The organism is Ravibacter arvi (assembly GCF_039540405.1).
Taxonomy (GTDB): domain Bacteria; phylum Bacteroidota; class Bacteroidia; order Cytophagales; family Spirosomataceae; genus Ravibacter; species Ravibacter arvi.
The window spans coordinates 62,836-84,325 of the sequence record NZ_BAABEY010000023.1 but is presented as its reverse complement, the minus strand read 5'-3'; the positions used below and the strand labels follow the sequence as shown (position 1 = coordinate 84,325).

Below are 21,490 nucleotides of genomic sequence, written 5' to 3'. Positions count from 1 at the left end.
AGAGCACCAAGAACACAGAGGCGATAAACCTTTGCGTACTCCGCGTCCTTTGCGGTTAAATAAAAACCACTGAGAGCACAGAGGCGAAACCTTTGTGTACTCCGTTCGTTAAGTATTCAAAAGAAAGGAATAAATTCTATTCCTCTATCACACTTCTATGTAGGGTACTTTAAGAAGAATCTCACCGTCGCAAGCGCCATTCAGGTAGTCGACGGCCAATAAAGCAATTGCCCTTGACTTGGTATATGACAATTCCAGGATCGGCACCTTGGAATAATCCTTTATCCGGTTTTTAAGAATATGAAGAGCTGCCTCATATCCAATCCGGGTAGGCTCGTTGTACGCCTCCCTCAACGAGCTACTGGCCAGCTTTTCCCGGAGCAGCTTAATTGTTTTGTGTATTTCATTCCGGGATGGGACAAAAAATAGTGTTGTGTTTAACATAACGATGTAATCCAAATTCCAAGTCACACATAGCATACGAAGTCATATAGCAGTCACCTCCGTGAGGCCTCTATACCAATACTGTTAACAACCCGACAATTCAACCAAGTAAATCGCATAATTTCTCTTTACAGTAAAGAGAGCCGTAGCCTGCCGGCTAATTAACGCACCAAATATACGTGTGTGTTAATTTCGCATTCTTCTGCCAATTCCCTCTGCTTTGAGCAGATCATCGTCGGTCGGCTTGAAAAGTCACTCCTCTGCCGTCCTGTCCGCAGATTTAATTATGTAAGTTTTTCTTCAACGTTTCCAGTGTGTCGTTAGAACGAGCTTTCAGAACAGGCTTTTCAACCTATTCTCTACCAGTTATATAGGGAACAAAAAAAATCGGAAGATAGTTCTCTTCAAGACTTTGATGCGTTATGCGCAAGGGTTCAACAAATTGGGGAATACCCCCACATCCATCGGGCGCACATTAGTCGCTTTCTAAAAACAACGCCTGTTTACCAGGCTTCTTGTTATAACACCCTCATTACAGCCTTTCTTTCTGATTCCCCATATCCTGAGCCTCGATAAGCAGACATAAATGGCGCGGATATACCAGTGAACAACACCCCTGCCAGGTCAAAGGGAATGACTTTTGAAATACTAATAACCAACCGCCTGTACCGGAAAAGGCACATGGCACATTCACTCACTAACCCAAAAGATTATGAAAAATTCAGAAATGAAATCAACGGACAGGGAAAGCCAAATGAAAAACAATCCTTTGCATAAGCTCTTTACCGACGGGTTGAGAGACGCCTTGTGGGCCGAAGAACATCTGCATAAAAGCCTTTCTAAAATGCAGGCCGGCGCCACTTCCAAAGAGTTATCGGATGTACTGGAAACCCACCGTTCCGAAACTACCGGGCACGTTCAAAAACTAAAAGAGGTATTTGAAAGTATCGGCGAGTCGCCCCGTGCAGTTAAGTGCGAAGCAATGGAAAGCCTCCTTCAGGAAGCTACCGATCTCATGGACAAATACAAGGAGGGCTCAATGGTAAGAGATGCCGCGCTTATTCTGGGCGCACAAAAAATTGAGCATTACGAAATCGCATCCTATGGCTCACTGGCGACCTTTGCCGACCTGATGGGACACAAAAAAGCGAAGTCACTGCTCGGCGAAATCCTGGAAGAAGAGAAAGCTGCTGATGAAAAGCTCAGCCGCATTGCAGAAAGTTTCGTAAACGAGTCTGCGTTAAAAGAATAAATTCTCAACCATCGTGTGAGTACCTGAGCATCGGGGCTGCAACTGGCAGGCAGCCCCGATGCTCAGAACTCTTTTAAAACACTTGGACCTTATTTTTTACAAGTTTCACCAACCACAACTGTTATGAAAATGCTAATCCGGGCGACCGCCGTCGCCGCATGTCTGACCGCAGGCGCGGTGTGCACCTCCTGCGGCAACCATAACTCCAGTCAACGTTTTGAGGGTTACGCCAACGATACGTCTGCAACTTCCACCCAGGATACTTTTATCCGCGGCGACAGCGACCCTCGCGCGCAGGGAATTCAGGGTACCGAACAACATGACTCCGTCCGGGTGAAAAAGCCGGCAGAGCAGGATTCAGGGCAGGACAAACAACCTTAAGACACGGAGATCCCTTTAAGGAAATCCTGCTGTCATGCGGATTTACCGATCTCTCTTCAAAGGCGTCAGGATGTTCAGTACGCCTTCAGCCACTTGTATGTTTAATTCCCCTTCTTCACATTTCAGGATTTCGTCGTCGACATGCATCCAGGTCGCCGGAACGGAAAGAATAATTTCGCGGGCGGAAATTTGCAGATAGGTAAAGTCGTCGGGCCGGCCATTCTGCATGGCGCGCACGTGCCGCAGTAATTTCATGCGATGAGCCGCCGGAATCAGCACCAGGTCAAGAATACCGTCCCCAGGATCTGCATTTCCGGCCAACACGAGGTTAGGCCCTATGGAACGGGTATTCATTACTTCAACCAACAGATAGTCCCCGTCATAAACGACGCCATCTGCCTTTATTCCGAGTGATAGGGGTTCGAATGTCTGGGCTATGTCAGCCAGCATTTCGAGCGCAATAGCAAGCCGCTCATCTACCGGGCCATCCGGATTACCTATCTTGTCCATTTTCCGGATCAAAGCGGGAAAGACGCCTATCCCCATGCCCTCCACAAAAAAGTCGGTCTGGGAAAGGCCTTCCACTCTCCCGACGTCCAGGCTACGTGCCGTACTTTCCCGCAGCAGGTCAATAGCCCTTTCGGGATCCCGGGGAATCGCAAAAGTCCTGGAGATATTGTTTGCCGTACCCAGCGGGATGATGCCGATCGTAGGCGGGCGTCCTTCGGGCACGCGGCGAATCAGGGACCCGATGACAGCACGTATAGAACCATCTCCCCCCGCTACCAACAGAACTTTGGCGCTGACGTCGAAACTTTCCCACGCCGGGTCCTTCAGGGATACACAGTGACAGGCAAAACCTGACTCCTCCACCCTGACAACCAGCTCAGCAGCCGGGTGGGTTGAGTTTCCCGCTTCGGGGTTATGAAACAAAACGACAAGATCCATTTGCGGGAAGTTTTTTGATACAATCTATGCAAAAGCATACCTGGCATTCTTTTTGATCGCATTAGTCTACCAGTTTGTCACTAAACTACAAGTAGCATGAGGATTCTGGTAACCAATGACGACGGGATTTATAGTCCTGGCATTGCCGCCCTCGCCGGCGTTGCAGCAAAATTCGGAGAAGTGACAGTAGTCGCTCCCAATGTGGAACAATCCTCAATGGGACACGCCATCACCTCCAGCCGGCCGCTTTCGTACAAGAAAGTACCGTCCCTTATCGAAAGCGCTGAAGCCTATAAAGTAAATGGTACACCGGCAGACTGTGTGGCGCTGGGAACACACCTGATAGACAAGATTGACATTGTTCTTTCGGGAATCAACATGGGCCCCAACCTGGGAAATGCCATCTGGCATTCAGGAACCCTGGCAGCCGCGAAACAGGCCACTTTACTCGGTTTGAGGGGAATTGCGTTCAGTACGCCCACAAAAGACGCCGAGCCGGATTTCGAATTGCTGGAACCTTATATAGCAAGCACCCTGAGTCTGTTGCTGGAAGAAAAAGACATGAAGCTGGTAAATGTCAATTTTCCTTACCGACCGGCCGGCGTTAAATGGACCCGCCAATCCGTTCAATATTATGACGGGTACATCGTACCGGGCGAGGACCCGATGGGGCGCAAACATTATTGGTTTACCATAAAACCTCTTGAGCCGGCAGAAAAAGGCTCTGATCGCTGGGCACTCGAAAACGGCTTCGTTTCAATAACTCCCCTGCGGCTGGATCTGACCAGCGAAGAGGAACTGAGCGCAGCGTTGAAAAAACATCCGGTCCCTGAAGTGGTAACGCCGGAGGTTCCTCATTAACGTGTGTAAAACTGTTGATCGGGATACGGTAAAATATCTACAGAATACCACAGGATAAGAGCCGGCATTATACCATCTAACTTTGATGCAACTCTTACAAAGAGTTATATATCCACGCCAGTACTTTCGTCCGGCGGACCTTCAACAAGCCGCCGGCCCGAAAGGATTCAGTTTGCAAAAAAGTCTCCCGCAGGTAACAGCGGGAGACTTTTTTGTAAACTCCGTATCTGCTGAAATCGCTATGCTTCCTTCAGTTCTTTTTTTGCCAGGTATTCGGCAATCTGTACCGCGTTCGTAGCAGCTCCTTTCCTGAGGTTATCAGCAACAATCCAGAGGTTCAGCGTATTGGGCTGGCTTTCGTCGCGGCGGATACGCCCCACGAAGGTATCGTCCTTTCCGTGCGCGGTAAGCGGCATTGGGTAAACGGCATTCTTGGGATCATCCTGGACCACCACTCCTTCGGACTCGGCGAGTAATTGCCGGACTTCGTCCAGGTCAAACGCCGAGGCAAGCTCGATATTCACAGCTTCCGAATGCCCGCCCATGGTTGGGATCCGTACTGTGGTTGCCGTGACGGCCACGGTATTGTCGCCAAGAATTTTCTTGGTTTCGTTGGTCATTTTCATTTCCTCCTTGGTATACCCGTTATCCAGAAAGACATCGATATGAGGCAACACATTCAGGTCAATCGGGTGCGGGTAGACTTTCGGTGCGTCATGATCGCCGCTGCGCTCTGCAAACAACTGATCTACCGCCGCTTTACCCGTTCCGGTTACCGACTGATAGGTAGAGACCACCACCCGCTTCACACCGTATTTTTTGTGTAGCGGGTTCAACACCAGCACCATCTGGATAGTTGAACAGTTCGGATTAGCGATGATCTTATCCGATTCTGTCAGGGTATCCGCATTGATTTCGGGTACGATCAGCTTTTTGGTAGGGTCCATGCGCCAGGCAGAGGAATTATCGATCACAGTAATACCTGCCTCAGCAAACTTCGGCGCGAGCGCCAGGGAAGTGCCGCCGCCTGCGGAAAAAATCGCAATGGCAGGTTTGGCTTTTATGGCATCCTCAAACCCCACCACCTTGTACTGCTTTCCCTTGAAGGTCACCTCCTTACCAACGGAACGCTCCGAGGCAACAGGCAACAACTCGGTCACCGGGAAGTTACGTTCTTCGAGAACTTTGAGGATTTCGCTACCGACGAGACCGGTAGCCCCAACTACTGCGATTTTCATTTTACATTAACCGATAAATAGTGAACAATTGTATTGATAATTCTACCTGCACAACCCGAACTATTGAAAATTGGTGCAAAGGTATGGATAATTGATATTCGTATCCGAGAAATACCCCGCAATATTTGTAAAGGTCGCTAAGTTCCGATACAATGGGTATCTTTCCCCAACATTTGCATTCTATACTGTAAGTGTCATGAAGTTAAGGTCGTGGCCCATTCCAACCCTAACATTCCCAGTATCAGAGATACCCTTGTCTTAATTTTAAAGTCTTAACGCGTATGAACTCCCGTTCCTTTGCGCTGACCGCAGCCCTGATTCTCTCAAGTCTATGCGGATTTGGCGCTCCCCGGCTTAAGATTGCCTATTTTCAGGCCGATGTCACTCCATCTGTCGGCATCCCCGTCGCCTACGCGCCTACCCGATCCATAGTAGATTCCCTCAGTGCCCGTGGTGTTGTAATTTCACCTGAAGGCCAGAAACCCATTGTACTGTGTGTAGTCGACTGGTTGCTGATTTCCAACGAATCTTCCGACCTTTTCAGGAACTACCTTGCCAAGGCTGCCGGCACTACCCCCGACCGGGTGAGTGTTCATACTGTTCATCAGCACGACACGCCGTGGTGCGACCAGTCTTCGGAAAAAGCGCTTGCCGCCAACGGACTGGGCGGCATCAGGTTTGACCTGCAATTTCTTGACGGCTGTATGAGAAGAACGGCTGAAGCCCTGGCAAGAGCGCTTCCCAAAAGCAAGGAGGTAAAAAAGGTGGGATTCGGCGAGGCTAAGGTGGAAAAAGTAGCGTCTAACCGCAGGATCCTGGGCCCTGACGGAAAGGTCAGGATTGTCAGGTTCAGCAGTTCCAGAGACAGCGCCGCTATACAGGCGCCCGAAGGCCTGATCGACCCCTTCCTGAAAAGCGTGAGCTTCTGGGACGGAAGCGGAAAGCCTATTGTTGTATTGAACTACTACGCTACCCATCCGCAAAGCTACTATGGACAAGGGGACGTGAACCCGGAATTTATTGGGATGGCCAGGAACGCCCGGCACAACAAGTCCGGTATCCCGCAGCTTTTTTTCATAGGGGCAGCGGGGAACATCGCAGCCGGGAAATACAACAACGGCTCCCCTGAAATGAGACAGGTACTGGCCGACAGAATTGAAAAAGCCCTCGATGAGGCGTTCGAAAATACCGTACAACAACCTGCGCCGGAAAAAATCAGCTGGCAGGTAGCTCCGCTCCGGCTGCCTCTGGCCGGGTTTATGGTTGCAGACTCACTCAAAAACCAGCTTGCCGACACCTCGAAAGATTTCAATACCCGGTTTGCAGCCGCCCGGCAACTGGCCTGGCTGGAAAGAAATAAACGCAACGCACCTGTGGTGGTGACCTCCCTGCAACTGGGCGGAATCAGGTTGTTACAGCTTCCCGGCGAACCTTTTATCGAATACCAGCTGGCGGCGCAACAATACCGCCCGGGAGAAAAAGTATGTACCGCCGCCTACGGAGACGGGGGTATGGTCTATATCGGCACATCTGTAGCTTATTCCCAGGGCGGCTACGAAGTAGACCGGCGTGTCAATGCAACCAATGAGAAAGCCGAGGCCGTACTGACCCGGGCCATCAGGGACGTAATGAAGCCTTGAATCGCTCCCCTGCCCTATTAACCTTAAACCCAGATGCCGATGTTACCGTTTCAAAACGCACTCGCAGGATTTTGCAGCCTCGTCACCCTGATTCTCATAGCCACAAGCTTCTCCGAATCAAAACCCCCGGACCTGAAAATCGCGTATTTCGAAACAGACGCCACTCCGCCAATAGGCAGCCCGGTTGCCTATGCGCCTGCCCGGTCCATTACCGACTCCCTGAGCGCCAGGGGTGTAGTTCTGACCGGTATTGGAAAACCCATTGTTCTCGCCACGGTCGACTGGATCACAATTGCCAACGAAGGCCTCACCAAATTCTCTCAGAAACTGGCACAGGCGGCCGGTACCACTGCTGACCGCGTGTCCATTCACGTACTCCACCAGCATGACACCCCAAGGTGCGACATATCCACGGAGAAACTGCTGGAAAAACATGGCCTGGGCGGAAAGCACCATGACATGAAATACCTGAACCGGGTGATGGACCAGGCCTCACTCGCCGTCAGTTCGGCTATGAAAAGGCTTCAGCCGGTTACTCATATCGGGATCGGCAAGGCAAAGGTCGACAAAGTGGCGTCTAACCGGCGGATCCTCGGCCCGGACGGCAAAGTGGCAATTGTCAGATTCAGCAGCGCCACTGACCCCAAGGCCATTGCCGCACCCGAAGGCCTGATTGACCCGTGGCTCAGAAGTGTCAGCTTCTGGTCCGGTGACAAGGCCGTTGTTGCATTGAGCTACTATGCTACGCATCCGCAGAGCTACTACGGGAAAGGTGACGTTACCGCTGAGTTCATCGGTATGGCGCGCAAAGCCCGGGAAGCCACCACGGGCGTTCCCCAGGTATTTTTTATCGGCGCGGCAGGCAATGTGGCAGCCGGGAAATACAACGACGGCAGCCAGGCAATGCGCGCTGTGCTCGCAGAAAGAATAGAGAAAGCGATGACCGCTTCATGGGCCGCTACGGAAAAAAGGGAGGTGTCTCCCCAAAACAATTGGAGCAGCCAATTGGTACAGCTTCCCCCCGCTGCGCACATGAAAGTTGATTCACTTCAAAACATTCTGAACGATACAGGCTCGCCCGCTGCATCCCGTTTTGGCGCCGCCAGGAAACTGGCCTGGCTGGAACAACAGAAAAAAGGCGCCGGCATCCGGGTCAGCTCACTGCGGCTCGGCGGCGTGCGGCTCCTGCATCTGCCGTCGGAACTGTTTGTGGAATACCAACTGAATGCGCAGAAGCTGTGTCCCGAAGAAGAAGTCTGTACCGCCGGGTACGGCGAAGGCGGTCAGGGCTACATCGGCACCCAAATCGCCTACACGCAGGGCGGGTATGAAGTTGAACCGCGGGTATCAATGGTAGCTCCAGCCTCAGAAAAAGTATTAATGTCAGCCATCCAAAAAGTATTAAAGTAGGTGTGGGGTATGAGGTGTGAGGTATGAGGGGCGTTCTCCCTCACATCCCACACCTCATACCTCACACCTACCAACTCAAACCTTTCACCCAAATGAAAAGACTGTTTTTTCAGATTGCCGGATTAGTGCTCATGCTTGCCGGTGCGCTTTCGTGCCAGACCAAACCGAAAGAGACGGAAGAAAAACCTCCGCACATTGTTTTCCTGATCAGCGAAGATCCGCTTAATTACAAAGCTACCACCACCATTCCGCCGTTTGCCCAAAAGCTGGCAGAAGAGCAGCACTTCAAAACCACTGTGTTGAAGGGAGAAGGTGAAAAGCTGGAAGCGCACCATTTCCCGGGGCTGGAAGCCTTGAATGACGCCGATCTGCTGGTGGTTTTCTGTCGCCGCCTCGCCCTGAAGCCCGAGCAGATGCAGCTCATTAAAGGGTATCTGAAAAAGGGAAAACCTCTCATCGGGCTCCGAACGGCCAATCATGGCTTCTCAGTGCGGGACACCGTAGCGCCGGGATACGAAGATTGGTGGGGCTTTGTTCCTGAAATACTGGGTTGTGAAAACCGCGGCTACGAGCCGGAAGAACTGGGGACCGATGTAAAGGTAGTGTCGGAGCAGGTAACCCACCCGATCCTGAAAGGCATCGACCCCGCCCTTCCCTGGCGCAGCAACGGCCAGGTTTATAAAGTGGCGCCCCTGATCGACACGACCGCAACGGTACTGTTGACCGGCAGCACTGTGAACGTCACGGAACCGTTTGCCTGGACACGGAAAACCGCCGATGGCAGTCCAGTATTTTATACGGCATTGGGCTACCCGGACGATTTTAAAAATCCACAGTTCATCCAGTTGTTAAAAAATGCCATTGACTGGTCATTGGGCCATTAATTTGCCCTGCACCATAAACCCTTTTTCCTTATTTTATGCGTAGCGCAACACTAACAGTTCCAAACCTGTTTTTGAGGGCCGCCGCCCGGCAAATGACTTCCATTTTGCTGGTTTGCGCCGGACTTATGTTCTTCCCGCAGTCCTTTCTTCAGGCACAATCTTCCGATGTAAGGATTGTTGCTTTTGGAAATTCCATCACAGCGCAGCGAAAAACAGTACAAAAAGTATTTGCGCAGAGGTTGCCCGAACTCCTGAAAGAGCGGGGAATCAATGCGACTGTCATCAATTCGGGTGTAGGCGGAAGCCACTCCGGGCGGGTGATTGACAACCGGCCGACCGCTCATATTCAACATGCCCAGAACCGGTTCCAGGCGCAGGTCCTCGATCATCACCCGGACCTGGTAATCATTGGCTTTGGCGCCAATGACGCCTACATTGACACCAAAAAACCAGGAGATCCTTCTCGGATTCCGCTGGAGAAATTCCGGAACAATATGAGTTTCATGGTGGAAACCCTCCAGGCAGCCGGTATAAAAGTGGTCCTGATGGCCACCAATGGCTATAAGCCGGCAAACCGGGATTTTTTGCACGAACGGCTTCTTGAATATATCAGCGAAGTCGAAAAGATTGCGCGGAAATACAACACCGGATTCGTCAATAACCAGGCAACTTTTGAGAAATTTGAACAATCGACGGGAAAATCGGCATCCGCCCTCTTCGAGGACTACCTTCACCCTAACGACGAAGGACACCGCCTCATTGCCGAATCACTTGCCGCAGAGATTCAAAAGGTACTGGCGTTGCGGAAGGCCGGCAAAAAGAACATCCTGGTCAGCAAAGACCAGAACGGTGCACCTATAACGCTTCCCAAAGCTTCCAGATGGGAATCATACCGCAAACAGGTCCGGGCGCGGATGGAATCCGTAATGGGGCCCCTGCCGGACCGCAAGCTTCCGGCGCCTGCCTATGAAGTGACCGATTCTCTCAAAACCGCGAAATACACGCGGTTGCATATCCGCGTAAAAGTTAAAGACGACGAAGTGGTTCCGGCCTACCTTTACCTCCCTAACTCTATTAAAAAGGGGGACAAAATACCGGCTATGATCGCGCTTCATGAAACCGATCCGGCCGGGAAAAAAAGTGTGGACGGTGAAGGCTCCTACGAAAAATCCCGGCAAACCCTGGGTTACGGGAAAGAACTCGCCGCAAGAGGTTACGTGGTAATCGCCCCGGATTATCCGAGCTTCGGGGAAAGTGTACCTTATGACTTCACACAAGATGCCTATGAATCAGGTACGATGAAAGGCATATTCAACCATATGCGCTGCATTGACCTGCTCGAACAACTCGATTTTGTAGATAATAAAAACATAGGAGCCATCGGGCATTCTCTGGGCGGGCACAATTCCATGTTTCTTTCAGCCTTTGATGAGCGGGTCAAAGTAACCGTCAGCAGCTGCGGATGGACTCAGCTGGACTACTATGATATAGGGCCGGAAGCTTCCGAACGGTACGGCGGCCGGCTTGGTCCGTTTGCCCAGCAACGATACATGCCATTATGGTCGAAGTACGGGCTGGATGGTGCAGGAAAGCCGTTTGAATATCATGAGCTGATCCTGGCGATTGCGCCGCGGGCGTTTTTTTCAAGCTCTCCCACAGGCGACAAAAATTTTGATGTAGCCGGAGTAAAAGAGGGTATCTGGCTCGCAGAAAAAGGATATAGTTACCTGAGTGTTCCAAATCGTTTACAGGTACGATATCCTGAGACAGGCCACGAATTCCCGGGCGCCGCGCGGGAAGAGGCGTACCAGTTTATTGACCAAATTCTTTCCAAAAAAAGTGACTAATCCGAAATCCATAATGAATACAGGGGCGAAACGCTTCAGGCGGCTAACTGCAAAAAAAATCCGGTCGGGTGTGCTGGCAGCCGGTGCGGCGCTCCTGTCGGTAAACCTGGGCGCGCAGAATGTTCAACTATCGGTAGGTTTCGGCGAAAAAGATATAACTCCGGACCTGGCGGTAAAAAACTGGGTCACCGGGAAGCCCTATCCGAAAGTAAACGACCCGCTGCACACCCGGGTAATGGTGATTACCGACGGCAGAACGAAAGCCGTTGTCGTTAGCCTGGACCTGACAGATGCGGGTGAATCCGCCACCGACGAGATTCGGGAAGCAGTTTCCCGCGCGCTGAAAACCCGGAAGGACAATATCCTGGTTACAGCCACCCATACCCATTCCGCCCCCTGGGCGCCGGTTTACAAAAATGGCTACCGGGGCAAAGAAAATGACACATGGTGGGCGATCCGGTACATGCCGGCCCAGAATGAGTACCCGCCGTTTAAAAAGTGGATGAACAAACTGCTGGAAAACGTGGTAGCCGCAGCCAAAGAAGCCGACAACTCGTTACAGCCCGCTACGGTATGGATAGGTAAGGCGGACATCTCGGCCTATGCCAACAACCGCAGGCCCGTAAGGCCGAAATGGGGCGTTATAAAAAACGATATCCCGAAAGGTTATTCCTTCAAACATGAGGCCTACGCGCCGGAGGTGCTGACTGACGGCAGTAATTACGGCCCCATGGACCGGACGATGAGCCTGGTTTCATTCAGAGACAGGAACGGGAAAAACATCGCTTCCTTTTACCATATGTCGGTGCATTCTGTTGCCATATATCCTTACTCCGATGAAATTTCTTCCGACTGGCCGGGAGAAGCCACCAAGCAAATCCAAAAGCAACTGGGCGGGAAAGCCATTTTTCTTCAGGGTGCTGCCGGGGACATCAACCCGTGGCGACGGGGCCGGGAGGCCGTCAACGAAATGGGGGCAGGTGTTGCGCAGCGCGCCAGTAAGGCTTATGAGCTAAGCGTACAAATTGCGACCGATTCCATACGGATCGAAAGAGCCGAAGCCGCGCTCCCGCTCGACAAAAAAGGGAAAGAACGTACCGGGCTGGCCCTGGTCCCGGCGGAAGTTCAGGCGCTTGCCATCGGTCCGCTTGCCCTGGTTACCCTTCCGGGGGAACCGCTTACCGATATGGGAGCTTCGATACGGAAACGTTCACCATTTCCGCACACGCTGGTGCTTGGCTACTCCAACGGAAACGGCGTTCACTACGTCGCTCCTCCGGGAGAAAAATCGAAGGGAGGCTATGAAATGGAGTCCGGAACTGTCGGTGAGGACGATGCCGGCCTGATCCTGATTGAAGCTGCCGTCCGGTTACTTGACGAAAATGTGCGTATTCCATCCAAATAACACCGTATGCTTAGTTATAATGGATTTATGGGAGGTTGGAAACCGGAGATCGGAAAGCGGCCCGTTTGCACGCCTGATTTCCGATTTCCGACATCCGATTTCCGATCACTGATTTCCGATTTCCAACTTAAAATGCTTGCTATCCTTCTCTGCTGCTGGATAGCCGGCGGCGGGAAAGCTGTGGCGCAGCGAAAAAACGGAGCCAATCCCAGGGCGCTCAAACAAGCCGAACAAAAATGGGCGGCGAAGCGGAAAGAAACCCTCAAAAACATGGAAAAGGTCATGGGGCCTCTTCCCGACCGCTCAGGTCTTCCTGTTCCGGTAGCAATCGTAAGAGACTCGTTATCGACACCGAAATTTGATCGTTATACCATTCACCTTCAATCTTTTCCGGGCGAAATAGTACCTGCGCTACTTTACGTACCCAAGCACCGGCCTGCAGGTGCCAAAACCCCGGCGGTACTGGCCCTGCATGGTACGGGAGACCTCGGGAAACACCTGCTTGACAGTGCCACTGCCCGTCCTAACCGGGCACATGCCACAGAACTGGCGCATCGCGGCTACGTGGTATTGGCTCCGGATTACCCGAGTTTCGGCGACCTGAAACAACATAATTTTGAAAAAGACCGGTTCCAGTCCGGCACTATGCAGGCCATTTTTAACCACATGCGCTGCCTGGACTACCTGCAATCCCGGCCCGACGTCGACCCCGGTCAGCTCGGCGTGCTCGGACACTCCCTGGGCGGCCACAACGCTATGTTCCTGGGCGCCTTTGACGAGCGGGTAAAGATCGTGGTGGCAAGTTGTGGCTGGACGCTTTTCCATTATTACAACGCCGGTGCAGAAGTCACTAAAAAACACGGCGGACCGCTGGGTCCCTGGGCGCAGGATCGGTACATGCCGCTTGTCAAAACGCAGTATGGCCTGGATCCCGACAAAATGCCTTTTGATTTTGACGACGTCATCGAGGCGATCGCTCCGCGCTACTTCTTTTCCAACTCACCGGTCAACGACAGCAATTTCAACCTGGAAGGCATAAAAAAAGGAATAGAAAACGTGAAAGCCGCCTACAGGGAACTAGGTGTTCCGCAAAATCTCGAAGTCCACTACCCGGAAGCAGGTCACGACTTCCCGGTAGAAATAAGGGAAATGGCGTATCGAAAATTGGATTCTCTACTAAAAAAATAAGCATGACAAGTTTTTCAGCCTTTCGCCTGATTTCCTGCCTGTTGACCGTGGTACTGGGTCTGTCTTCTGCCACTTCTTCAACAGCGCAAAAGGCGGGAAAGAAACCCCACCTGGTATTCCTGATCAGTGAAGATCCGCTCAACTACGAAGCGCATATCACCATTCCGCCTTTTGCAGACAGCCTGCAAAAAACCGGGCGGTTTACTACTACCGTGCTCAAAGGCAGCGGCCCGCATGAAAACTTCAGATTCGGCAATCTGGAGGCCCTTCGCAAGGCTGATGTACTGGTAATCTTTTGTCGCCGCATTGCGCTCCCCTATGACCAGATGGAAAAAATAAAAGCTTTTATCCGGTCCGGAAAGCCGGTGGTGGGTATCCGGACAGCCAATCATGGATTCTCTGTTAGAGAAAAACTGGCGGTACCGGGACACGAAGCCTGGTGGGGATTTGTGCCCGACATCCTGGGGCATGAAAACAAGGGGTATGAGCCGGAGCCGCTGGGGACATTGGTAGAAGTGAAACCTGAAAATGCCAGCCATCCTATTCTCAAAGGGATCTCGGCCAATCCCTGGAAAAGCAAGGGCTCAACCTATAAGGTGAGCCCGCTGATAGATCCGAAAGCCGTCGTTTTGCTGACCGGCAGCACGCCCAATGTAAAGGAGCCCGCTGCCTGGACCCGCAGGAACGACTACGGCGGAAAAGTTTTTTATACCTCCCTGGGGTATCCGCACGATTTTGCGGAATCTCAATTCAGGCAGTTGCTCGTAAATGCACTGACCTGGGCAGCGGAATAACAGTGGTAAAACAATAACAATGGGTAAGATCAATAAATCGGGAAGCCTCTTTAAACATACAGCGCTTGCAGCAGCAATTGCGGCAGCTTGTACGGCTTGCCCGGTAATTGCCCAAACCTGGAATCTCGAAACAAAGGCCGCACAATGGCAGCCCCGTGATTCGCAGGGCCAGCTGGTTTTCAATAACAGCATGTGGATACTAGGCGGCTGGTTTACTTCCAATGCCGCTCCCCCGCGTGATGTATGGCGCTCCAACAACGGGAAAGACTGGGAGTTGGTGACTGCCGATGCCCCGTGGAAACACAGTGACTTCCCGATGGCGGTCGCATTTAAAAAACGGATGTGGATGATGGGCGGCTGGTACAACGGCCGTCTTCCAGGGCATGAAGCAGGCAATGAAATCTGGTCATCCGAAGACGGCGCTCAATGGAAATCCGAAGGCAAAGCAGCCTGGTCCCCCCGGCTGGCTGGGGCAATCGTTGAATTCAAGAACAAGTTATGGATTTTCGGCGGTTCCGAGAACTATTATTTTGGTGATGAGAAAAGCCTGAAAAATGACGTGTGGGTATCAAAGGACGGCAAGTCCTGGACCCGCGTGCTCGAAAACGCTCCCTGGGCGCCGCGGGCCTATCACCAGGTAGCGGTTTTTAAGGGAAAATTGTACCTGATGGCCGGTGGGAACTACACGCCTGCCTACCAGGCACGCAATGACGTGTGGGTGTCGGAAGACGGAAAAAACTGGAAACAGCTCACTGAAAAGGCTCCCTGGCATGAAAGGCTCTGGTTTACCAGCGCCGTCTACCGGGACCGCCTGTGGATACTGGGAGGCTGGTCCAATAGCCCGTCGAAAAACTGGGACGACGCCTGGTACACCGAAGACGGAGTAAAATGGACCCAATATAAATCCGGCCAGGCATGGAAGGAACGACATGCACAAGCCACTTTCGTTTTTGACGATAAACTCTGGATCGGTGGCGGTATGACCCCGCCTCTCGTCAATGACGTGTGGTCTTTGTCCTTGCCCAAAAAGTGGAATCCTGAAAAATAAACCTAACCAAATACGCGAATCAAAGCAGTATCGACCTATTAATTTAAAATAAAAAATGCGCAAAAATACCCAAGTTACAGCCGCCTTCCCTTTGGCTGCCGCCGTGTTGATGCTGGCCTCTTGCCAGGAGCCACCCAAGTACCCCGCGGGACTGTCGGTGGAAGATGCCCTCAAGAAATTTGAGCTGAAAGAAGGTTTTTCGATAGAGCCTTTTGCCACCGAGCCTCATGTAAGTTCACCCGTCGACATGGCATTTGATGAAAATGGTGACGTGTTTGTGGTAGAAATGGCGGATTACCCTTTTCAGGCTGATACTACCCAGCCACGAGGCCGGATTAAGTTCCTGAAAGACCTGAATACCGACGGGAAAATCGACACTGCTTTTGTATTTGCCGAAGGGCTCCCCAGCGCGACCAGCGTGTTCCCCTGGAAAGGCGGCGTGCTAGTTGCGGCGGCACCCCGGATTTTCTTTTTGAAAGACACTACCGGCGACCACAAAGCAGACATCAAGGAAGTCCTGTTCACCGGCTTCTTCGACCGCAACTCTGAAGCCCAGATCACCAGCTTCCGCCTTGGTGTAGACAACTGGATTTATGCCAACAACAATGGTCAGGCCGGTAAGGTTACCAGGACCAGCAACCCGGCTGCGGGGCCACTCAATGTGGGTGGCGGCGATTTCCGCTTCAGGCTTGATAACGATAAATTTGAGACCGAATCCGGGAACGGGCAATTCGGGCTTGCGATTGACGACTGGGGCAACCGGTTTTTCTCGCAGAATACACTTTATATCCAGCAGGCACCGATCCAGGGCCGTTACCTGAAAAGGAACCCGTTCCTTCCCTCGACCCGCGGCAGCGTCAAGATTTACGAAGACGACGTCATGTACCAGCAAACGCCTCCTCCTGCATGGAGGGCGCAGCGCAGTGCACGCAGACAACACAACTACGACTCGCTCGGGCTTGACAGGGTCGAATGGGCGGAAGATCATTTCACCGGAGCTTCCGGCGGTACCTTCTACGGTGGCGACGGATTTCCTGAAGAATATTATGGTTCTATCTTCACCGGGGAGGTGGCCGGTAACCTCGTTCACCGTACCGTTCTGAAAACCAATCCCGGGAAGGCCGAGTTTGAAGCTACCCGCGGCAAAGGCGAAGAAACCCGGGAATTCCTGGCTTCTACCGACTCCTGGTTCCGCCCGACCACGCTTTACAGTGCACCCGACGGCTACCTCTACGTGGTGGACATGTACCTGCAGCACATCGAGACCCCCGTATCGATCCCGGATGACCTTAAAGCCGATATGGACTTCGAAGCCGGGAAAGAATTGGGTAGAATTTACCGGATTTTCCCCACAAACGGACCTAAAAAAGAGCTGAAAGGTATCAACCTGGGTTCAAAAACGACAGCCGAGCTGGTTGAAGTGCTCGGCAACCCGGACAAATGGTGGCGTACAACTGCCCAGCGTCTGATCCTGGAAAGACAGGACAAATCCGTAATCCCTGCGTTGAAAGCACAGTTTGAAACCCACAAAGATCCCCGTACCCGGTTGCTTTCGCTTTATCTGGTCGAGTCTCTTGGCGGGCTGGATGCCGGCATGGCAAAAGCAGCCATGAAAGATGAAAACCCGGGCGTCAGAATTCACGGCGCCATCCTGTCGGAGCGGTACGCTCAAAACCTGCCTGACCTCCTGGAGCTTGCAAAAGACGCAGATGATCGCGTTGCGCTGCAGGTAGCATTAAGCCTCGGGCAGTTCCAGGGTGCAAAAGTTCAGGAAGCGCTGGCGCAGACGCTCGTCAAGTATGCTACACAACCGTTGTACCGGACTGCCGTGCTTACCTCAAATACAGGGTCATCACTGGAGTTCCTGAACTATGTGGCAAAACAACCCGGTTTTAGCGGGAATGCTGACCTCGCGAAATTTGCCGAAGATCTTGCCTATGTAGTGGCCGCACGCGGCAACAGCGGCGAACTGACCAGCCTGCTCAACGGGTTGAGCCAGTTTGACGCAGCCGTTCAAAAGAATATTGCTCAGGGCCTTGAAAAAGGCTTTGCCAAAACACCCGACGCTGTCAAGCAATCGGCTTCCATAAAGAAAGCCATTGAAAGCGCCTCGGCCAAGGCTTCTGACGATTTGAAAGCCTCTCTGGGGAAATTGAAGTAAGGGGTGAGGTATGAGTCGTGAGGTGTGAGGTTCAATCCCAACCCTTACGGCTCACACCTCAAACCTCACGGCTCATACCTCACGGCTCACACCTCAAACCATCCATTACCCAAATGAATACTAGTAAGTTTAGCAGAAGGACTTTTTGTTCCAACCTCCTGGGGAACGGCGCGCTGTTGCTTGGCGCCGGTAGTTTATTGGCCAGTTGCGGCGGAGAGAAAAAACAGGACGCTAAGACCGAAGCAACGCCGCCTGCCGAAGCCACTGAAACCGCTCCGCAGGCCGCAGGCACTGACCCCTGTACTGATTTTTCAAAAGTAGAACCGTCAGAACTGGAGAAACGGAAGGCACTGGGCTATGTGGAAAAATCGCCAATACCTGAAAACCTGTGCGAAAACTGTAAGCTGTTTGTTCCCGGACAGGCAGACGCAAACTGCGGTGGATGCCAGCTTTTCAAGGGGCCCGTTTTCAAAGACGCCTACTGTACCTATTGGGCCGACCCCGCTGTCTGATCCCGGCACATTGACCACCAATCCCGGACGAACTCCGGGTACCAAATAAAAAACGAAAGTGAGTAACAATTCAAATACCTTCCTGAAATGGGTTCACACCATTACGCCCGGCCTGATCACAGCGGCCCTGGTGTTTGGCCCCAGTAAGCTCACCATCACCTCCAAGCTCGGAGCGTTGTACGGATATGACATGCTGTGGATTGTCGCTGTGGCAATCTTCTTTATGGCCGTATTCGCCGCAATTGCGACGAGAATAGGCGCGGCGGCTGACGTTTCACTCCTGCAGATTGTACGCAGGAAGTGGGGCAAAACTCCTGCTTTAGCGCTTGGAGTCGGCGTTTTCCTGGTTTCCACTTCTTTCCAGGCCGGTAATTCCATCGGAGTCGGAATTGCGCTCGGTGAGCTCACCGGCACATCTCCCAAACCCTGGCTCCTTGGCTGCACGGCAATCGCGATCGGGCTGCTCTTTTTCAGAAAGTTTTATTCCGTTCTGGAGAAGACCATGATCACGCTCATCCTGTTGATGTTATTCTCCTTTATTACCGTGTTCGTGCTGTCTCAGCCCAGCCCGGTAAGCATTGCAAAAGGTTTTGTGATCCCGTCTATACCCGACGGGGCGCTTGGGCTTCTGATTGCCTTTGTTGCTTCATGTTTCTCTATCGTGGGCGCACTTTACCAGTCTTACCTCATTCAGGAGCGGGTCAGGCTGAACCCGGCGTTGAAAAACGCAAAAAATGACAGTCTGACCGGCACGCTTTTGCTCGGCGTAATGAGTGCCATTGTTATCATCTGCGCCGCTGCGGTTCTGAACCCGAAAGGACTAACCGTGAATTCCGGTTCGGACATGGCAAAAGCGCTTGAACCAATTTTTGGGCATAATGCTTCTACCCTCTTCCTGATCGGCCTGTTCGGTGCGGCATTTTCTTCGCTGATCGGAAACGCATCCGTCGGGGGTACGCTCCTGAGCGATGCGATGGGTTATGGCAGCAGCTTCGGATCAAAATCCGTACGCCTCGCCACCGCACTGGTAATGGTCGTAGGTGCAGGAGTCGCCCTTTCTTTCGGCGGACTCCCGCTGGAACTGATCGTGTTTGCGCAGAGTGTAACCATTTTCGTCGTACCGTTTATCGGGATTGCCATGTACATTGTCTCGAACGACAAATCAATCATGGGCGACAAGGTGAATACTCCCTTTTATAAAATCGCCGGTCTGGCCGGCCTGATTCTCATCATCACGCTGGCTTTAATCAATATCAAGGAATTGTTTCTTAAATAAAATAAATACAATAGTTTATGACCCAAATTAGCAACTTGCTGGAACGTTTTTTAACGCCATCTGATGCGCTTGTTCAAGATATATCCCAACTGGAAGGCGATGTTTTAATTTTGGGTGCAGGCGGGAAAATTGGCCCCAGCATTGCACGTCTTACAAAAAAAGCACTTCAACTGGCAGGCAAAACCAACCGTGTAATAGGAGTTTCAAGATTTAGTGAGGCCGGCCTCAGCGAATCGCTTGAAGCCGACGGTATAGAAACTATTTCGGCCGATATTCTTGACGATGCACAACTTCAGGCGCTCCCCGAAGTAGCCAACGTGTTGTATCTGGCCGGTACCAAATTCGGAACAAAAGACAAGGAGTCATACACCTGGGCAATGAACGCCTATCTTCCCGGTCGCGTGGCGGAAAAGTTCAAAAACAGCAGGATCGTGGTATACTCCACCGGGAATGTCTACCCCTTTGTAGACATCACTTCCGGCGGCGCCAGTGAAGATGTAAAACCCAGCCCGGTAGGCGAGTACGGCCAGTCATGCCTGGGACGTGAGCGTATGTTTGAACACTTCTCGCTGAAATACGGTACGCCGGTACTGATTTACCGCCTTAATTATGCCATCGATTTCAGGTATGGTGTTCTCCTTGAGGTAGCAAAATCAGTGCTTGCTGACAAGCCGATCGACCTCACTACAGCATTTGTAAACGTAATCTGGCAAAGCGATTCTAACGAAACCGCGATCCGGTCGCTGCTTCACTGTGCTTCCCCGCCCAAATTGCTGAACGCAACCGGCCCTGAAACAGTATCAGTGAAGTGGCTGGCGGAAGAATTCGGCAAGAAATTCGGCAAGACGCCCCAGTATACAGGCGAACCGCAGACTTCGGCCCTGCTCAGCAACGCCGCCGAATCGTTTAAACTGTTCGGCTACCCAAGAGTAAGTCTGAAACAAATGATTGATATCACCGCTACCTGGTTGCTGGAAGGCGGAGAAACTATTAACAAACCGACACACTTCCAGGAGCGGAAGGGCCAATTTTAATATTAAAGAGAACATGTTAAGCGAAGAGAAAAAGGAACTTCTGTATTCCGGAACCGTAATTCCGGCGCACCCGTTGGCACTGAACGAGAACCGTGAGCTGGACGAAGAAAAACAACGAAGATTGACCCGCTACTATATGGCGGCCGGTGCCGGCGGTGTTGCAGTTGCAGTCCATACCACCCAGTTCGAAATCCGGGATGCGGAGCATAACCTTTTTGAACCGGTGCTGAGGTTGGCGGCAGAAGAAGTGGATGCGGCCGATTTAAAGCGCCCTTTCCTCAAAATTGCGGGCGTGGTCGGCAAAACCGAACAGGCGCTGAAAGAAGCCGAGCTTGCTAAAAAATACGGCTATGACATGGTTCTCCTGGGCATGGCCGCCTTCAAAACAGAAACGGAGGAAGAAGTACTGAAGCACGTCGCTACCATTGCCAAAAAAATGCCTGTTTTCGGCTTTTACCTGCAAACCACCATCGGTGGCCGGGCGTTCAGCTACGATTTCTGGAAAGCATTCGCCGATACGCCGAATGTACTGGGGATCAAAGTCGCTTCTTTCAACAGGTACCAGACGATCGATGTGGTCAGGGCTGTTTGCGCATCAAACAGGAAAGATGAAATAGCCCTTTATACCGGTAACGACGACAATATCGTCAATGATCTCCTTACCGTTTACCGCTTCAATGTAGCGGGCAAACAGGTTGAGAAAAGGTTCGTCGGCGGGTTGCTCGGCCACTGGGCCGCCTGGACCGGTAAAGCGGTTACCCTGCTGAAAGATATCAAGGCACACATCGCTGCCGGTTACCCGGACAACTCGGAATTCCTGACCAGGAACATCGAGGTGACCGATATGAACGCAGCCATTTTCGATCCGTTCCATGGGTTTCACGGATGTATTGCGGGCGTCCACCAGGTGCTTTACCAGCAGGGGTTACTTGACGGGATCTGGTGTCTTAATCCCAATGAAGACCTCTCTCCCGGTCAGCTTGAAGAAATCCGGCGGGTATCAAATGACTATCCGCACCTGATAGACGACGATTTCGTAAAGGAATGGTTACAAACCGACAGTCAAATGGTTGCCAGATAAGAATCGATTTAGCTTTTTTCAATAGATGGTAGTTGCATATTTCGGCCGGACAATGTCCGGCCGAAATTTTTTTATCCGCCCGGTAC

Annotated in this window: 19 protein-coding genes; 16 read left to right on the top strand and 3 right to left on the bottom strand. The window is 52.0% G+C overall.

What is annotated here, in order from left to right; genetic code table 11:
* Positions 1-147: 147 nt before the first annotated feature.
* Positions 148-444, bottom strand: coding sequence for a hypothetical protein (locus ABD852_RS12210; protein WP_345029149.1), 297 nt, complete (start codon positions 442-444; stop codon positions 148-150).
* Positions 445-1,156: 712 nt separating this feature from the next.
* Here ABD852_RS12210 and ABD852_RS12205 point away from each other — a divergent pair.
* Together ABD852_RS12205 and ABD852_RS12200 are read left to right on the top strand one after the other, a co-directional pair.
* Entirely contained in the window at positions 1,157-1,696 is a 540-nt protein-coding gene (locus ABD852_RS12205) for a YciE/YciF ferroxidase family protein (RefSeq protein WP_345029145.1), read from the top strand.
* 123 nt (positions 1,697-1,819) lie between these two features.
* Entirely contained in the window at positions 1,820-2,077 is a 258-nt protein-coding gene (locus ABD852_RS12200; protein WP_345029140.1) for a hypothetical protein, read from the top strand.
* Between the two features lie 42 nt (positions 2,078-2,119).
* Here the strand turns inward: ABD852_RS12200 and ABD852_RS12195 are convergent, their stop codons facing one another.
* Positions 2,120-3,025 (bottom strand): diacylglycerol/lipid kinase family protein, encoded by a 906-nt coding sequence (locus tag ABD852_RS12195; protein ID WP_345029133.1) that lies wholly within the window; start codon positions 3,023-3,025, stop codon positions 2,120-2,122.
* 96 nt (positions 3,026-3,121) lie between these two features.
* Here ABD852_RS12195 and surE point away from each other — a divergent pair, with 96 nt between their 5' ends.
* A complete protein-coding gene (gene surE, locus ABD852_RS12190) occupies positions 3,122-3,886 on the top strand; it encodes a 5'/3'-nucleotidase SurE (protein WP_345029132.1) in 765 nt (254 codons plus the stop codon).
* A gap of 239 nt (positions 3,887-4,125) precedes the next feature.
* Here surE and ABD852_RS12185 read toward each other — a convergent pair whose 3' ends face one another.
* Positions 4,126-5,124: an aspartate-semialdehyde dehydrogenase gene (locus ABD852_RS12185; RefSeq protein ID WP_345029130.1), complete on the bottom strand. Its 999-nt coding sequence runs from the start codon at positions 5,122-5,124 to the stop codon at positions 4,126-4,128.
* A gap of 281 nt (positions 5,125-5,405) precedes the next feature.
* Here ABD852_RS12185 and ABD852_RS12180 point away from each other — a divergent pair, with 281 nt between their 5' ends.
* The 13 genes from ABD852_RS12180 (at position 5,406) to ABD852_RS12120 (ending at position 21,404) form a co-directional block, all read left to right on the top strand.
* Complete coding sequence (locus ABD852_RS12180; protein WP_345029127.1) at positions 5,406-6,764, top strand: hypothetical protein; 1,359 nt, start codon at positions 5,406-5,408, stop codon at positions 6,762-6,764.
* A 39-nt stretch (positions 6,765-6,803) separates the two neighbouring features.
* Positions 6,804-8,174, top strand: a complete 1,371-nt coding sequence (locus ABD852_RS12175; protein ID WP_345029124.1) for a hypothetical protein — start codon at positions 6,804-6,806, stop codon at positions 8,172-8,174.
* A 92-nt stretch (positions 8,175-8,266) separates the two neighbouring features.
* The gene (locus ABD852_RS12170; RefSeq protein WP_345029122.1) at positions 8,267-9,058 is read left to right on the top strand and encodes a ThuA domain-containing protein; all 792 of its coding nucleotides are present in this window, start codon (positions 8,267-8,269) and stop codon (positions 9,056-9,058) included.
* Between the two features lie 92 nt (positions 9,059-9,150).
* Positions 9,151-10,905: an alpha/beta fold hydrolase gene (locus ABD852_RS12165; protein ID WP_345029119.1), complete on the top strand. Its 1,755-nt coding sequence runs from the start codon at positions 9,151-9,153 to the stop codon at positions 10,903-10,905.
* Between the two features lie 13 nt (positions 10,906-10,918).
* Positions 10,919-12,310, top strand: a complete 1,392-nt coding sequence (locus ABD852_RS12160) for a neutral/alkaline non-lysosomal ceramidase N-terminal domain-containing protein (protein ID WP_345029116.1) — start codon at positions 10,919-10,921, stop codon at positions 12,308-12,310.
* A gap of 132 nt (positions 12,311-12,442) precedes the next feature.
* Positions 12,443-13,498, top strand: a complete 1,056-nt coding sequence (locus ABD852_RS12155; RefSeq protein WP_345029114.1) for an alpha/beta hydrolase — start codon at positions 12,443-12,445, stop codon at positions 13,496-13,498.
* A gap of 2 nt (positions 13,499-13,500) precedes the next feature.
* On the top strand, positions 13,501-14,292 hold the full coding sequence (locus ABD852_RS12150; protein ID WP_345029111.1) for a ThuA domain-containing protein: 792 nt from the start codon (positions 13,501-13,503) through the stop codon (positions 14,290-14,292).
* Positions 14,293-14,311: 19 nt separating this feature from the next.
* Positions 14,312-15,340 carry a Kelch repeat-containing protein gene (locus ABD852_RS12145; RefSeq protein ID WP_345029109.1) on the top strand — a complete coding sequence of 343 codons (1,029 nt, stop codon included), beginning with the start codon at positions 14,312-14,314 and terminating at the stop codon, positions 15,338-15,340.
* A 55-nt stretch (positions 15,341-15,395) separates the two neighbouring features.
* Positions 15,396-17,501: a PVC-type heme-binding CxxCH protein gene (locus ABD852_RS12140; RefSeq protein ID WP_345029106.1), complete on the top strand. Its 2,106-nt coding sequence runs from the start codon at positions 15,396-15,398 to the stop codon at positions 17,499-17,501.
* A gap of 113 nt (positions 17,502-17,614) precedes the next feature.
* Positions 17,615-18,013 (top strand): high-potential iron-sulfur protein, encoded by a 399-nt coding sequence (locus tag ABD852_RS12135; RefSeq protein ID WP_345029104.1) that lies wholly within the window; start codon positions 17,615-17,617, stop codon positions 18,011-18,013.
* Positions 18,014-18,071: 58 nt separating this feature from the next.
* Positions 18,072-19,289, top strand: coding sequence for an Nramp family divalent metal transporter (locus tag ABD852_RS12130; protein WP_345029101.1), 1,218 nt, complete (start codon positions 18,072-18,074; stop codon positions 19,287-19,289).
* A 17-nt stretch (positions 19,290-19,306) separates the two neighbouring features.
* A complete protein-coding gene (locus ABD852_RS12125; protein ID WP_345029098.1) occupies positions 19,307-20,323 on the top strand; it encodes an NAD-dependent epimerase/dehydratase family protein in 1,017 nt (338 codons plus the stop codon).
* A 13-nt stretch (positions 20,324-20,336) separates the two neighbouring features.
* Entirely contained in the window at positions 20,337-21,404 is a 1,068-nt protein-coding gene (locus tag ABD852_RS12120) for a dihydrodipicolinate synthase family protein (RefSeq protein WP_345029094.1), read from the top strand.
* Positions 21,405-21,490: the final 86 nt, after the last annotated feature.

What these genes read in the sequence shown, in the direction of transcription:
- ABD852_RS12210 (WP_345029149.1), bottom strand. Translation starts at nt 444, where the DNA reads ATGTTAAACACAACACTATTTTTTGTCCCATCCCGGAATGAAATACAC.
- ABD852_RS12205 (WP_345029145.1), top strand. Translation starts at nt 1,157, where the DNA reads ATGAAAAATTCAGAAATGAAATCAACGGACAGGGAAAGCCAAATGAAA.
- ABD852_RS12200 (WP_345029140.1), top strand. Translation starts at nt 1,820, where the DNA reads ATGAAAATGCTAATCCGGGCGACCGCCGTCGCCGCATGTCTGACCGCA.
- ABD852_RS12195 (WP_345029133.1), bottom strand. Translation starts at nt 3,025, where the DNA reads ATGGATCTTGTCGTTTTGTTTCATAACCCCGAAGCGGGAAACTCAACC.
- surE (WP_345029132.1), top strand. Translation starts at nt 3,122, where the DNA reads ATGAGGATTCTGGTAACCAATGACGACGGGATTTATAGTCCTGGCATT.
- ABD852_RS12185 (WP_345029130.1), bottom strand. Translation starts at nt 5,124, where the DNA reads ATGAAAATCGCAGTAGTTGGGGCTACCGGTCTCGTCGGTAGCGAAATC.
- ABD852_RS12180 (WP_345029127.1), top strand. Translation starts at nt 5,406, where the DNA reads ATGAACTCCCGTTCCTTTGCGCTGACCGCAGCCCTGATTCTCTCAAGT.
- ABD852_RS12175 (WP_345029124.1), top strand. Translation starts at nt 6,804, where the DNA reads ATGTTACCGTTTCAAAACGCACTCGCAGGATTTTGCAGCCTCGTCACC.
- ABD852_RS12170 (WP_345029122.1), top strand. Translation starts at nt 8,267, where the DNA reads ATGAAAAGACTGTTTTTTCAGATTGCCGGATTAGTGCTCATGCTTGCC.
- ABD852_RS12165 (WP_345029119.1), top strand. Translation starts at nt 9,151, where the DNA reads ATGACTTCCATTTTGCTGGTTTGCGCCGGACTTATGTTCTTCCCGCAG.
- ABD852_RS12160 (WP_345029116.1), top strand. Translation starts at nt 10,919, where the DNA reads ATGAATACAGGGGCGAAACGCTTCAGGCGGCTAACTGCAAAAAAAATC.
- ABD852_RS12155 (WP_345029114.1), top strand. Translation starts at nt 12,443, where the DNA reads ATGCTTGCTATCCTTCTCTGCTGCTGGATAGCCGGCGGCGGGAAAGCT.
- ABD852_RS12150 (WP_345029111.1), top strand. Translation starts at nt 13,501, where the DNA reads ATGACAAGTTTTTCAGCCTTTCGCCTGATTTCCTGCCTGTTGACCGTG.
- ABD852_RS12145 (WP_345029109.1), top strand. Translation starts at nt 14,312, where the DNA reads ATGGGTAAGATCAATAAATCGGGAAGCCTCTTTAAACATACAGCGCTT.
- ABD852_RS12140 (WP_345029106.1), top strand. Translation starts at nt 15,396, where the DNA reads ATGCGCAAAAATACCCAAGTTACAGCCGCCTTCCCTTTGGCTGCCGCC.
- ABD852_RS12135 (WP_345029104.1), top strand. Translation starts at nt 17,615, where the DNA reads ATGAATACTAGTAAGTTTAGCAGAAGGACTTTTTGTTCCAACCTCCTG.
- ABD852_RS12125 (WP_345029098.1), top strand. Translation starts at nt 19,307, where the DNA reads ATGACCCAAATTAGCAACTTGCTGGAACGTTTTTTAACGCCATCTGAT.
- ABD852_RS12120 (WP_345029094.1), top strand. Translation starts at nt 20,337, where the DNA reads ATGTTAAGCGAAGAGAAAAAGGAACTTCTGTATTCCGGAACCGTAATT.